The sequence below is a fragment of the Bacteroides sp. HMSC067B03 genome (assembly GCF_001811315.1).
Lineage (GTDB): Bacteria > Bacteroidota > Bacteroidia > Bacteroidales > Bacteroidaceae > Bacteroides > Bacteroides faecis.
In genome coordinates, this window is record NZ_KV804295.1 from 1 (window position 1) to 13,666 (window position 13,666).

Annotated in this window: 15 protein-coding genes; 2 read left to right on the forward strand and 13 right to left on the reverse strand. The window is 47.2% G+C overall.

Annotated features, from left to right (window positions below):
- Positions 1–240 precede the first annotated feature (240 nt).
- Together HMPREF2794_RS04935 and HMPREF2794_RS04940 are read left to right on the forward strand one after the other, a co-directional pair.
- Complete coding sequence (locus HMPREF2794_RS04935) at positions 241–651, forward strand: PcfK-like family protein (RefSeq protein ID WP_005868911.1); 411 nt, start codon at positions 241–243, stop codon at positions 649–651.
- Position 652: 1 nt separating this feature from the next.
- Positions 653–1,900 carry a PcfJ domain-containing protein gene (locus tag HMPREF2794_RS04940; protein WP_005868910.1) on the forward strand — a complete coding sequence of 416 codons (1,248 nt, stop codon included), beginning with the start codon at positions 653–655 and terminating at the stop codon, positions 1,898–1,900.
- A gap of 99 nt (positions 1,901–1,999) precedes the next feature.
- Here the strand turns inward: HMPREF2794_RS04940 and HMPREF2794_RS04945 are convergent, their stop codons facing one another.
- The 13 genes from HMPREF2794_RS04945 to HMPREF2794_RS05005 all read right to left on the reverse strand — a co-directional run bounded on the left by HMPREF2794_RS04945 (position 2,000) and on the right by HMPREF2794_RS05005 (position 13,666).
- The gene (locus HMPREF2794_RS04945; RefSeq protein WP_005868909.1) at positions 2,000–2,485 is read right to left on the reverse strand and encodes a hypothetical protein; all 486 of its coding nucleotides are present in this window, start codon (positions 2,483–2,485) and stop codon (positions 2,000–2,002) included.
- Positions 2,486–2,538: 53 nt separating this feature from the next.
- A complete protein-coding gene (locus HMPREF2794_RS04950) occupies positions 2,539–3,564 on the reverse strand; it encodes a toprim domain-containing protein (RefSeq protein ID WP_005868908.1) in 1,026 nt (341 codons plus the stop codon).
- A gap of 135 nt (positions 3,565–3,699) precedes the next feature.
- A complete protein-coding gene (locus HMPREF2794_RS04955) occupies positions 3,700–4,119 on the reverse strand; it encodes a hypothetical protein (RefSeq protein WP_005868906.1) in 420 nt (139 codons plus the stop codon).
- A 22-nt stretch (positions 4,120–4,141) separates the two neighbouring features.
- A complete protein-coding gene (locus tag HMPREF2794_RS04960; RefSeq protein ID WP_070751065.1) occupies positions 4,142–6,088 on the reverse strand; it encodes a type IV secretory system conjugative DNA transfer family protein in 1,947 nt (648 codons plus the stop codon).
- Positions 6,089–6,099: 11 nt separating this feature from the next.
- Positions 6,100–6,483, reverse strand: a complete 384-nt coding sequence (locus HMPREF2794_RS04965) for a single-stranded DNA-binding protein (protein WP_007564694.1) — start codon at positions 6,481–6,483, stop codon at positions 6,100–6,102.
- Positions 6,461–7,654 carry an ArdC family protein gene (locus HMPREF2794_RS04970; RefSeq protein WP_005868899.1) on the reverse strand — a complete coding sequence of 398 codons (1,194 nt, stop codon included), beginning with the start codon at positions 7,652–7,654 and terminating at the stop codon, positions 6,461–6,463. Before HMPREF2794_RS04970 ends, HMPREF2794_RS04965 begins: the two co-directional genes overlap by 23 nt.
- Positions 7,655–7,657: 3 nt before the next feature.
- On the reverse strand, positions 7,658–7,843 hold the full coding sequence (locus HMPREF2794_RS04975; protein WP_005868897.1) for a hypothetical protein: 186 nt from the start codon (positions 7,841–7,843) through the stop codon (positions 7,658–7,660).
- An 18-nt stretch (positions 7,844–7,861) separates the two neighbouring features.
- Entirely contained in the window at positions 7,862–9,334 is a 1,473-nt protein-coding gene (locus HMPREF2794_RS04980) for a DUF3945 domain-containing protein (protein ID WP_005868895.1), read from the reverse strand.
- Positions 9,331–10,443, reverse strand: a complete 1,113-nt coding sequence (locus tag HMPREF2794_RS04985) for a DUF4138 domain-containing protein (RefSeq protein WP_005868893.1) — start codon at positions 10,441–10,443, stop codon at positions 9,331–9,333. The genes HMPREF2794_RS04980 and HMPREF2794_RS04985 overlap by 4 nt, the downstream gene beginning before the upstream one ends.
- 12 nt (positions 10,444–10,455) lie before the next feature.
- On the reverse strand, positions 10,456–10,641 hold the full coding sequence (locus HMPREF2794_RS04990) for a hypothetical protein (RefSeq protein ID WP_007564699.1): 186 nt from the start codon (positions 10,639–10,641) through the stop codon (positions 10,456–10,458).
- Positions 10,638–11,921, reverse strand: coding sequence for a conjugative transposon protein TraM (gene traM, locus HMPREF2794_RS04995; protein ID WP_005868892.1), 1,284 nt, complete (start codon positions 11,919–11,921; stop codon positions 10,638–10,640). Before traM ends, HMPREF2794_RS04990 begins: the two co-directional genes overlap by 4 nt.
- Positions 11,908–12,606, reverse strand: a complete 699-nt coding sequence (locus HMPREF2794_RS05000) for a hypothetical protein (protein WP_005868891.1) — start codon at positions 12,604–12,606, stop codon at positions 11,908–11,910. The genes traM and HMPREF2794_RS05000 overlap by 14 nt, the downstream gene beginning before the upstream one ends.
- Before the next feature lie 4 nt (positions 12,607–12,610).
- Complete coding sequence (locus tag HMPREF2794_RS05005; protein WP_005868890.1) at positions 12,611–13,666, reverse strand: TraJ family protein; 1,056 nt, start codon at positions 13,664–13,666, stop codon at positions 12,611–12,613.

Below are 13,666 nucleotides of genomic sequence, written 5' to 3' on the forward strand. Positions count from 1 at the left end.
ATCTAGCTGAAGCATAAAATTAGAAGTTTAACAAACTAAGTAGCAGAAGTATATGCAAATCATTCAATTTGTTTTTTCGGTCATCATCGCTCTTTGTGCAGTGGCTATGTTTGTCGGAGCGGTAATAACGCCAAGTCCGATAAAGGTTGTGTCGGTTACGTTGTTGGCTCTTATTTGCCTATTCTCCTTGTTTCTCGTGAAATTGGCTTATTGTGAAATGAAATCTAAAAATGATATACTATGAAAGTGTCAGAACAATTTAAAAGTACCATCAAGGCATACCTTGATAATATGGCAGCGGTGGATAGTCTGTTTGCTCCAGTCTATCAAAAACCTACAAAGAATATAGATAATTGCATTACCTATATTTTAAACCAAGTGAAGAAAAGCGGTTGCTGTGGTTTTAGTGATGATGAAATTTTTGGTATGGCGTTGCACTATTATCAGGAAGATAATATTGAGGTGGGTAGCCCATTGAAATGTAATGTAGTCGTAAATCATCATGTTGAATTGTCAGAGGAAGAAAAGAAAGCGGCTCGTGAGGCTGCTATCAAAAAATTGCAGGAGGAAGAATTGGCAAAGTTGAAGAAGCGTCAACAAGCTAAACGTGAGAACAACACCGAAGTACAAACCCAGTTAACTCTTTTTTGATATGAAACCCAAGACAAAATTACAAATGGAAATCGTGAATGGGAGCAGGAAGTTAGCTCCCGTTTCAGAGGCTCAAAAGCGTTATGCCTATAAACATTGCTTTGTGCATTATTTCAAGCGTGATGCAAAGGGGAATTGCTTTTGTTTGGATTGTGGGCATACATGGCGGGATAAGGAAGATAAGAAAAACTGTAAATGTCCTCATTGCGGTATGAACCTGAAATTGGAGAATAGCAGGAAAAGGACGGCTGTATATAAAGAATATTTTTGTGTGATTACTACATACAAGCAATATCAAGTTATCCGTTTTTTTATGGTGGACTGCCGGCTGAAAAAAGGGTCTCCGGCTAATTACTTTATAATTGAGGCGGTACAGTGTTGGATGAATAAAGAGGGCAAGACAGAAACGCTGTCTTTGCTGCGGGGCATGTCTATATTTTATTACGATGCATGGATATATGGAAGTTCTTTGGAATTGCGTAAGCGGAATGTGCATCATGACCGTATTTATGATATTTGCCCGGCAGTTATCTATCCGAGAATGAAAGTGATACCCGAACTTACGAGGAATGGATTTAAGGGTGCCTTTTATGATATTTGTCCGAGTTCCTTCTTTATGACATTATTAACTGATAATCGGATGGAGATATTATATAAGGCAGGGCAAATGAATTTGTTCTTGAGATTTTTAGAGAGAAAATACGGTATAGATAAGTATTGGACGTATGTAAAAATCTGTTTAAGACATGACTATGTGATACATGATGCGGACTTGTGGCTGGACTATGTGGATATGCTGATAGAAAATAAATTGGATGCGAGAAATCCTCATTATTTGTGTCCGTTGAATGTAGAAGAAGCGCATGATTGGGTGATGGGGAAATGTAAGAAAAAATATTCTGAAAAGGATGAAAAAGACTATATTGCTGCCAAATCACGTTTCTTTAATCTTTCGTTTGCGGATGGAAATATTATGGTTCGGGTATTGGAAAGCCTTTCGGACTTTTACAAAGAGGGAAAGTTGCTGCATCATTGTGTATTCAGCAACGCCTATTATAAGAGAGAAGATTCGTTGATAATGTCGGCAACGGTGGATGGAAGGCGCATGGAAACGGTGGAGTTTTCACTTAGCAGGATGGAGGTGTGCCAGTGTCGTGGAAAGTCTAACCAATTATCAGCCTATCATGACCGGATTCTGAATTTGGTACGGGATAATATACCGTTGATAAGGGAAAGGATGGTAGTGTAATGAATAGCCCACACATCTAAATGTGTGGGAGTTCTTTTTTGGAAGACGCCCAAAAAAGAACCCCAAAAAACGTTGTCGCTACACATCGTTACGCTCGGATTATTTGCTTGTCGGCTTTAGTTTGCCGATACATTTTTCCATGTCGGGGGACAATAGGAAAGAAGCCGTCTTTTTCTGCTGCACCCCTGAGTGTGGCTGGACGATGGCATACCTGCATTTTAATATCTTGCCGATAACTTCCGTACTGTCACGGTGCAGGTACATGGCTTTCATGGCATCCGTTGCTTTCAGGCTTTTTTCGGCTTCCATATAGGCGGAAAAGGACGGTTTGAATAAGGCACGGGGACTTTCCGCTTTCTGTATGACAGCGGATAATTGTGCGCTTTTGTTGTTCAGGTAGCACAGGCTGTCCGATACGGTGACGTCTTCTGTTTCCAACACTTCCAGTAGTTCGAACTTTAAATCCGTCCAGGTGCCGTGAGAATCTGTCTGAACCCATTCCGCAATGGCCTTCTCATAGCCGGGTTTGCTGCATGAGGAAAAGGCAATGAGCAGCATACAAAAAAATAAATGCTTGATATTCATATTGATCTGATTTTATAGGTTGTCGTATTATGTGATGGAGCAAATCTATGAGGTTACTGGCCGTCCTCCGTGGAGGAACAGATGCCACACGAGATTTTCAGATCATCGTTCCAATCCTTGTTTTCCGAAAGTTCGACGTTCTTCAGTTTCCGTACCTTGTTGCGGAGTTCATCGTTACTCAGGCTCTCGACATCAGTCGTATCGCCATGAAAGTAACGATGCAGCCATAGAGTGTACTTGTGCCCTTGTTTGTCGTTGTCAAAGATGCTCCGGAGCTCCTTTACCTGGTTCTTGTCAAGAATCAGGCGTAATAGCCTCATTTGTCCTTCCGTGAATGTCCCTTCCGTAGATACATATACAAGATTGAGGTCGTTTCCGGAATGGCGTAATTGATAGTGGGAGATACAGTCTATAAATGACTCCCCAATGTAGAGAATGTCTATCGGGCGGCTTTTGTCATGGTTGCTGGTCGCCAGACAGTCGAACTTGCCACCGATAATCCCTTTGAATGTTTCATTTCGTTGAGAAATGGCTTGCACACCGTTTTCATTGTACATCTTGATGCACACGTTGCGGTAAACACTCCCTTTGTTCTTTACCTCACGGATAAAGAAAGTGTCTTTGAAGAACCGGCTTTCAATGCTTTCTTTCAGGATACCTCTTTTCTGGAGATAATTGCCCTTGTAGGGTTGTAGCTGGCTCAAGTAGAATTGAAGTTCGTCCGCTCTCATGCTTGTGTTACCTACTTCATACCGGCTTTTTTCGGGTGTCGTGATGCGGTTGGTGTTGATGTAGTTCTGAAGGATCTCCCCCACCTCGCGCAAGGACGGCATTTTTCCGGTTGTTTCAAATAGATGTTCCTGCATCAGATCCATGATACTGCGGCCACGCACGCTGTCACTATGCACGTCCCAATAGGTGTATTGGTTCTGCGAGTTCCGCTTGATGACGATGGTATGCGTTCCGTTGCTCATTTTGGGACAGGAGTTGGAAGAGCCTTCCACGATTTTCCATCCTAGTTCCAGCAGGAAATCGGGCAGAGAAATGGTTGTTTTTATCTGATTGAAATCGACTTTCATAACGTTGACTGGATTAGTTGAATCTCATTTTATCTGAGCTTAGATTATAAATGAGAAAGATTATCTTTCATAAAGATAAGAAATATCATCTAAATATGGAAGAGAAAGTATATGTTTTTTGATTCGTCTGCATTTTTATTTCAAGGTACTGTAAACCAAATCAACAGTAGTGTCTATACCGGGAACGGCCTCCAACTGTTTGCTCTGGTTGAATACGCTTTCCCCGTCTTTTTTTATCTGCATGGTGATGATAGCACTCTCTTTTGAATAGAGAATGCCTTGCACGGTAATTTGGCTGACAGGCTTTTCCGTGCTGTATTCCGCTTTATCGGTGAAACTCTCATCTACGGAAGCTGCGGAGGTACCGGTGCGTTCGTTCCTGAATCTCACGCCGTCAAGATTATATATATGCACACTGCCTTTGGGTGAGGAACCGGTTACGGCTACGGTGATGTGATACATGCCGGCTTTGTCTGTTTCCGATTGGATTTCCTCTTTGTTGCATGAAGCGGCCAATAAGCAGGCTGCCGCTAATAATGAATGAATTTTTCTCATGGTAGGATTCTTTTGTTGAATGTTATCGGATGATTTTTTGTTCTGTCTTGTGTGTCCCGGTTGGCGGAATTGCTGACTTTTCTTTTAATTTGTCCTCTATCTTTTTGAGGATGGCGTTGACATCTTCAATGATTTTGATGTAGTTCTGCTGGATAATCTCTTCCAGGATTTCCAGTTCCATCTCTTCTTTGCCGTTGCCCAGTTTGACCGGTAAGGAGAAACGGGGTATCTCCTTCTCTTCAAAACGGCACATATCCATCTGCACGCTGAAGAATGGCGGCTTGCCTCCGGCAATCTTGCCAATGAAGTGTCCGGCTGCTTGTCCGGCAATGTCCCTTGCCTTTAAGACTTTTTCTTTTTGCAGGCTCTCCGTGACACTGTTATTGCCACCGGCTTGGTGTGAATAAGATTCTTGCGCTTCTTTCTTCTCCCCAAGCAAGTTCTCGATGTCTTTGGCGGTCTTCTCATTTCCGGTCATACCGTAAGCCTGCGTTCCGCAGGAGGCTTTCAGGATGTTGGCACTTTTCTCTCCATAGTCCCTGACCGCTTGGTTGAAGTCCTGAACGGCGAGAATGGTAGCGACATTGTGCTTCCGGGCGGTTCCGATGAAAGTGTCAATGCCTTGCAACAGGATGGTCGGAAATTCATCTACCATGAATATGCTGGTCGCTTTGCCGGGATTGTTCATCTGTGACATCAAGACGCTGCCGATGCAGGAAATAGCAGGGGAAACGGCTTCCTTGATGGTGGGCGCATTGCCTACGCATAACAGCGTTGGGTGTTCCTTGTTGGTTATATCCAAAGAGAACTCTTCTTCGGGAAGTGGCGACAACACCCAGAAGATGTATTTGTTGTTCAGGAGTACCAACGGAGTCTGTGCGGATGATACGGCTCCGGCTGTCTGCTGTTGTGCACCCAGTTTCCAGGCGGTCAGCATGGAGGACATGTTCAATGCGATTTCAGGATCTTCCGACAGCCAGTGGAATACTAGGTTGCTGTCAGAAAGGGCAAGGGCTATCACATGGGGCAGCGTACAGATACCAAGCTTCCTTTCCTTGAAACATTTATAGGCGATTGAATAGACGTAGTTGATGGCATTGTTGGCCCAAAAGTCGGTCTTTTCCTTCCAGCTTGCTTCCAGATTCTTCATCAGTGTCATGATGATATTGCGGATGAATAGCGATTCGTTTCCCTTTGACATGTATTGCGGAGAAAGTACGTTCACCCTGACCGTGCGTGACATATCCACAAAGTTGATATAGGCGAAACGGGGTGTTTCCATCCCCTTGTTCCGGAAATGTTCGATGCTTCCGTATGCGATACGTGAGAGGATGGGTGACTTGTCCTTGGTGGGATCACCCTCCCAATCGTACACGAATCCGGCATAGTTGCGCTCGGCGCACTGGTAGATGATTCCCTTGATCCAGCTCTCTGATTTACCGCTTCCCGGACCGCCGTCGATATAGACATTCTGCTGCGGCTTATGGATGACCAGCGGCCCGGAGGCGGTTTCAAAGCGGAAGTAGAAAGCCGATTCTTCCCGGCTTAACCCGAAAATGCTATCATCGGATTGGGCATGACGCCGGATGAAATAAGGCAGAGTCTTGATGACAAGCAGCGTGTACGCTACGAATAGAATGGGAAATACAAATAGGTTATACCACGCTGATAACCGGCTGAATCCGACAACCAGCATGGATGCCGTAACCAGTGTCATACTGGTGTAAACCCATTTCTTGTTTTCGTCTTTCACTTTGCCAACCGGAAAGAGAAAAGCGAGGCCTCCGATCAGGATAACGTAGAGAAACCGGAATAGGATATCCTTCTCCATCAGCCTTTCCCACATGGCCGGATTACGTAGTGGAGCGTATAATCCCGTAACGATAGCCCACTGAAACAGTACGGCTGTCCCGATGAGCGTGGATAGCAGGATCAGGATGAATGACAGGTCTTTCTTCTCTCTTTCCATGGCCGTTGCTGTTATTGGGGTTGTCCGGATGCCGTTCCGTCACCGCTCTCTTTTTTCTCTGCCTTTCCCAGTAACTCAATGCGTGAGACGGTCAGGCTGACGGATGGGATGTGGCTACCGTCATCCTTCTGGAATACATCGGCATACACATCGCCGCAGACATATACCTGTGTCCCTTTTTTCAGATACTCAAAGACTTTACTCTCGTAATTCACGAAACAGCATACCCATAGGGTCTGTTCCTCGTTGTTCACGTTCTTGTACTTGGTGGATACATGGAAGTTGAATCCTTTTCCGTTCTTGTTCTGCCGGGCATCCGCACCGACATAACCGATAATTTGTCCTGTAAACATAATGATGGTTTTTAAAAGTTTATAATCCGAGCTGTGGCTCATTCATATTTTTCATGGCTGGCTCCGCTTCCATGGAAGGCAGCGAAATGCCGAAAGTGCTGTGTAGCGTTTCAAGGTTGTCGGCTGTAGGATGGTTTGCCGCAACACTTTCCAATAACCGTGATGAAGGGGTAAAACCTTCGTTTTTCATCTGCTCCAATACCGGACGGTTGTCTTGCAGGACGGCCTGCGTGAACCGTTCCTCCGGTGTGAGGTACTGTTCCATCCGTGCGGTATGTTCCTGAATCATATTGCTGGCTTTTCCTACATCGGCAAGGATGTTGTAGATGAATTTGGGATCTTCTTTCAAGGCTCCCAGCCAGTTTTTTAGATACATGGCATTTTCTTCCCGGATATGGGTGGATATTCCCAGGCTTTGCCCGACGGTAGCGGAGGTGAGTTCGGCAACCAGTTCCTCTTTGGCATATTGCTTGTCTCCGAAAATCACGCCTTTTTCCCGGTTCAGATGCTCAGGTTCTCCAGTCGAGTGCGCCATCTCATGCAGTAGTGTGGAGTAGAAATTCTCTCCGTCCTTAAACTGCCCCTTCAGGGGTACGACGATATGGTTATCTTCTCCCCTTGCATGGTAAGCACTATTTCCTTCCTTGGAATAAATGGGGCAGATCCATTGCTGTTCCCGTACCATCGCATCAATCAGAGGCACGGTGAGCATCCCTTGCTCGTCCTTGATGGCCGGTATCTTGAATTGCTCCTTCAATGCTTCCCATTTCTCCGGTTTCGTTTCCTGAAGATTGGTCTGCTGTACGTTGAACACATTGTATGTCTTCAGAAACGGCGTGACCTTATATTCCTGCTGCTCGTTTTTATCCAGGTTCTTATATACGTCGAAAGGTATTTTCTTTCCGTTCTTGTCTCTTACTGAGAAATTCCAGTAAATGACTGGGAATGACTTTTCTCCTTTCAGTATGTTAAGGCCGTTGTCTTTGGCTTGCATGAAGGTCATATAGACCGGCAGGCTGTACTGCTCTTTTTCCGAAAGTAGAAACAACATGAAGGAATTTACTCCGTTGTAGGTTCTTCCCTCGATATTTTGCGGAAGTCCCCCACCCTTTATCCCGAACCAAGGCTTTTGCCAGTTGTCTTCCACCTGCTTTATCTTTTCGATCATCAGTTCGGCGAAACGCTGTAATGCTTTATCACTTGCTGTATCCATGATTTATTGGTATAGATTTCTGTTCTCGTAATCAAGCAGCCATTCTCTGGCCGTTTGGTTGTTTGTCTCTTGCTGCTTGGCAGCCATCTCTTCTTGATAGGCTTGTGCAAGCTCTTCCTGTGCAAGTAGAAACTCTAAGTCACTGATTTCTCCTGCAATGTTTTTCTGTACTAATTCATCGTAATCCATAATTCCTGATTTTTTAGGTTATAAGTCATTGAAAGCCCGGTTGATGGTGCTGGCTATCGGACGGGCCATTTCCTTGCTGTTGTCGGGTTTGGGTGTGCTGGCCAGTTTGACATCTCCCAGTGTCTTTGTGCTGCCTTCCATCCCGAAAATCTTTTGTACGGCTATCAGTGTGTTGGCTTGCACACCCGTTTCACGCATCCGGGTAAGGTCTTCTTGAGTGAGCCGGTACCCTTCTTTCTGTATCTCTTGGATGACATGAAAGTTGTCGGTCTGTGCGGCATCCAACAGACGTGCGGCCTGCCTTTCATGTTCGCCCTGTTCTTCCGGCTTGGTGCCGAACAGCTGGATGACTTCATGGGTTTGCCTTTCATCCAGACCGTGTTCCTTACCGATTCCTTTGATAAACTCTTCACTGGGTTTATATCCTTCCTCTTTGAGCTTCCCGATTTTTTCAAAGTCATGTTTGCCCACCGCTTCCTTAAACTCGGCTTCCATATTGCGCCCCTCTTCGTGTTTTTGCTCTTTTGCAGCTTCTATGTTGGCCGCATGGGCTTCCAGTTTGGGGGTCATGGCCTTGATCAGCTCTTGTGCCTTGCCGGGAGTGATACTCTGTATGTTCTGTATCATGACTCCTTTCCTGTCATCCGTCAGTTGGATGTCGGCAATGAAGTAGCCTTCCGGACTGTGCAGCAGCTTGTTCTCCAGTGCATGGCCGTTGGCGAGCAGGTATTTGTCGGCTTTGGTTAACTTGTAGCCGCCATATTCGCTGGTCTGCCCGATGATGTCGGGAATCTTGATTTCCTGGTTGGTGCGCAGGATGACGGAGTTCAGATCCCGGTCAACTTGCAGCAGGATGTCCTTCTTATTTACGGTGATGGGTACGATGTCACCGGCAAGCAGCTGTTCTTTCTCTTTCTTGCCCAACTTCTTTCCCAGCACCTTGTCCGGGATAACCAACGCCTCTTTGCGGTAGAATACGGAGATTCCGTCATCGTTGAAACGGAGCTTCCCCGGTTTGCCGTGTATCTCCATCAAATCAGACATGACACCCTTTTCCAGCTTGGTGCCTTTCCCGTCGAGGATGTTCCCTTGCTTGTAGGCGTATTCATAGAGCGACTGTCCGGTGTAGCATACCTTCAGGCGATGGTCGATGACGGTAAAGCCGTCCTTGTCATGTCCCTTCAGGTTCTCCCACCGCTTGATGCTGATGCCATCCTTCTCCAGCTCGGCGACATATTTAGGATCATTGGCACGTTCCTTGTCAAAAAGGGCGGATACACGTTCTTTTGATTGGTCACGAAGGCTTTCATCGTACTTTGCTCCGGCTTTTTCCCTGATTTCGCTTACGCTCATGCTCAGCTCTTCCCCGTCTTTGCGGAACCGGAAATATCCGTCCCGGTATTCGGTCTGATAGCCCAGTGATTCGGCGATGCCGCCGAACTGTCCCACGTTGTCGAACATATAGGTGTCTAATGCTTCTCTCAGTTTCATGGCTGTGGCTTGTATAAGGGTTCTGCGGAAAGGATGTATTCGTTCAACACGGCCAGCTTGATGTGCCGCCCGCCGTTTCGCTCGTAAATCTCGATCTCGAATACCTTATCATCGGGTATCGTGAATTTGTCGAAACCAAGTATCAGCCGGTTCCGGCTCTTGCCCTTGATTTTCGTATCAAAATCTTTCTGATAGATAGGTTCGATGGTCGTTTCTTGCTGGATGGCGTTCTTGCTCTTCTTTTGGTCACGCTGGAAACATTTGACAAACTCGATGTCGTAGTCGATGTATGATTTGTTTTTCAGGTCAAAGATGAAAAACATGAAGTCCTCATGCACATACAGATTGGCCATTGACAACTCAAACTTGTTCTCGATGACCCCCAGGCTGTAGATGTTGCGCTTCTTGGTGCGCAGCTCTTGGATGCATCTTTCCATTTCCTCGCTGTTCACATCCACATGGGCGGTATATTTGCGCTGGTCATCAAAATTGTAGGTGAATACGGAGGTATTGCCCCGTTTGATGGTGATGTGGTAAGTGTTCATGGCCTTATCCACCACAAACAGGTTGGAATATGCCACGGCATCTTTGGCGGTTGATACTTTCAACTGGTTGTTGTAGGCGGCCAGAGTGAAGGACACCTCGTTGCCGGGCGTTCCGTAAGCGATGTCCTCCGGAAAGAAGAACTCGGCCAGATGGAGGTCGCTGACTTCTGCCTGATAGTCATGGTGCTGCCATTTCCCGTTGTCCTCGTAAATGTTCGGGTACGAATCCGTGCCGCCTTCGGGAAGGTAGCGGATGTGATAGGTGTAAACGCTTCCGTCGATGCAGACTACGGTCAGGTTGGTCTCTTCGGTGAATCCTTCCGCTTGCGCCGAGAGCCTGACGATATGGGGCGCCTCTTCTACCCGGCTGGCCATGACAAGCTCCTGTTCGCCGATGGCGATATCAGATACTTGCACAGGAAATACCAGGTGTTTCACACAGTCGAAAGAGATAAAGATGTCTTTTTGGCTGATGGCTTGTTTCCGGGGAGTGCCGTTTTCCTGAGCGAAGAGCGGCAGACTGCACACAAAGCAGTAAAACAGTAGATAAATATATTTCTTCATGTTGTCGATATGTTAAACGGTTCTTGAAAAAAAGGCGGTGAATACGGTAATGCCCCATAGAAGAAGCAGGGTAATGCCGAAAGAAACGGTCAGCGGACGGATTTCTTTAAAGGCTCGTCCGTTCCGGCGTGATACGTAGATCCGATAGCCGAAAAAGACCGCTGACAGCGCAAGCAGGTAATTGAGAATGTCTATCATAATTTGTCTATCAATGTTTGAAGGGGATGATTTTTCTTGTTCGTTTTCTCTTGTTCCATTTGCTCATAGAGCTTCTGTAACTCCGCTTGCACGGCTTGCCTACGCAACTTCGATTCCTGACTCTCTTCTTGGATATACATTTCGTAGTTGGACTTGAGATGTACCTTCACTTGTGAGAGGCTCATGTTCAAGATTTGCTTGGCTACCTGGGTGGTGGCGTTGACTACGCTGGTCACTTCGCTGGCCATCGTGCCGATGGAAGAGAGCGGCATGTCAATGTTCTGTACAAGACCTTGTTCCATACGCTTGGCTGCACTGGCTTTCAGGTTATTGGGCAGGTTCAAACCTTCCATGGCATCATTGTCGAAGACAACCACCGATACGGGATTGAGGTTGTCTCCTACCTTCAGGTTGCTGACTACCACATCGAGGCGGTTGGCTCCCAAAGTGGCGATACCGTAAAACAGCGTGTTGGCCGGTATCTTCATGCCGGATAGGGTTACGTCCTGAAGCAACCGCATCCGTACCGTACTGCCCGTGACTACGGTCTGGTCGCCGTGGATGCAAGCCCTGAAGAGGTTGCTGTTTCCCGGTGCGGAGGTCGGTTGGCGGCGTACCCGCTTGCCGTTTTCGGCATGGTAGATCGGGCCTTTTTGCATCAGGCTGTCGGCGGATGGATGGCCGGAAGGGTTGGCAGCGGCTTTCTCCGTTTTTCCCTCTTGGTCATAATTGACAATCCGTTCATACATGCGCTTGCGGTATTTGTCGGATTCTTCCAGTTCCTTGCGGATGCGTGAGTTCTTCTTGGCTTCCCGGATAATCTCGTTGAGCGCCTGCTCGTCCTCCAGTCCGTCCAGTTGGCTTTCCAGCTGATGAGAGAAGCGTCCGTTCCGGCCACCTCCGTATTCTGCCATGACTTCGCTGTACGGATCGTTCTGCATACGGCGGATGCGCTCCAGTGTGGCACGGTCATACCGCTCCTGCTGGTTTTGCAGCTCGAAGTAAAAATCAGATCCTTTGACCTGAGACTCTTTCAGGATGCGTGCCTTCTCCTGCTCTTCCAGTTTGTCCTGCTTATAGGCTTCCATCTTGTCGTTCACCTTGTCGGCCATTTCCGACTGTGGTTCCAAAAAGGCTTGCGAGGCGGCCTGTCTGTCACTCCCTGACGGCACGTTCCCGTCCTCACGGATGAAGAATACATAAAGGAAGAGGATGCCCAGGATTACCGGGATGGCCATCAACAGCTTGTTCTTGTCTTTGATAAGTTTATTCGGTTCCATGGTCGGTTGGTTTAGAGGTTTCTGACTGGTTTTCATTCTTGCCCGGAGAAGCTGCCTGCGATGTGTTGGTGCCGTTGCTTTCCACGGGTTCGGAATAGCGGACAATCCAATCTTCTATCTTGGCTCCGTGCGCATTTTCCTCGCTGCGGGACAGCATATCATAGATGGTGAACTCCGCTTCGATATTACGTGAGATGCTTCCCCGTGCCCGGTACCCGGTCTGCGTGAAGATTATCTTTCCGGAAACGGGTATCGTTTGTGTGTTAATCTCTACATCCTTGATGCGTACCCCGTAACGGATATTCTTTTGTATGAGTGAGTTCAGCATATTCACATCGTTGTACTCGTTCAACAGCTCCTTCCCCTTGTTGCCTATGAGGTTGAGCGCAAGCGAAATGTTCTTCTCGTAGCTGCTCTCGTCAAAGGCATACCAGTGGGTTACGAAGGTCTTTACATGGTTCATGTATTCGTATTGCCGCATATCGCTGGCAGACAGGCTGCTTGCCTCATAGACTTCTCCCTGCCTGTCGATGACGAGAGCCTGGCCGTATGCTTTTTCTATTTTGTTGATAAGGAAGATGATACTGCTGGCAAAAGCGATAGTCAGAATGATGCAGTACCCGGCTGAAAGCCGGATAGTCAGCTTGACCGCATCATCTGCTCCTTTGAATTTCATCAGATTCATAGTTCTATTTTTTATTGTTGTCGTTTATGAAACTTGCCCCGATAGAGGCGGCACCGCCTACGTTGGTCAGCTTGCCGCCTGCCGCTGCGCCTCCCATCAGGGCGATGGTGGCCGCCGTGGTGACGATTGACACGGTTTTCGAAATGATTTTCCCGGCATCGCTGTGTCCTACGATTTTGGAGGATAGCCAGAAACAGCTGCAATAAGCACCAATCAGGGCGAGATCCATTCCTAAATATTGTATCTGCTGCGTAGCTGCGTCCACCATGTCGGCACTTTCCGTATAGATGGCCTTGAAGGTCTGCCATATGATTTGGTTCAGAATATTGATGACGGTGAATACCATACAGGCGGAGCAGAGCGTACCGAACCAGATACTCAACTGTTTCTGAAAGACCGGCAACATGCTTACGGCAAAGACAAACGGGCCGAGAATGACCAGTAGCTTGACAATGACCACGCCGATACCCAAGATGACTACTTGTATGATTCCTACCAATAGGGCGGAAATGCCATGAAGCACAAGGGTGGCGAGGTTGGCGGGGTTGAGCAGCTGCACAATCTTCTCCACGCTGGAGCGTACACCGGTCATTTCGTCCTCTTCCATCTTTTTATCCAGTTCGTGCTGCATGGCGCCGGTGCTGTCTTCTCCGGCTGCTACCTCCGACTGGAGGCTGTGTTTGTCGTATTCGGCAATCATCTCTCCTTGTTCGATGGCTGATTGTGCCATGAACTGGGCAAATTCCTGCGCACGCTCGGAGGTCAGCGAGGTGGCTTCGTTGATTACTTCCATCGTGCCTACGATGGTTTGGGCGATGGGGGTGTATATGCTTAGGCAGAAGAACAGTACCAGGCAACGGGCGATTTCCATCATGTCGGGAAATTTGTCCTCATTCGGGCTTAACAGCTGGCTGGCTCCGTGATAGAGATAGTTGTATGCTAGGTTGCAGATAAAGCAGATGACACCAACACCGAAGGCGATGACTGTCATTTGCGAAACGAGTTCCATCGTCAGACCGTCCGTGATCTGAAGTCCCCAGAGAAAATTATCTTGATTCAT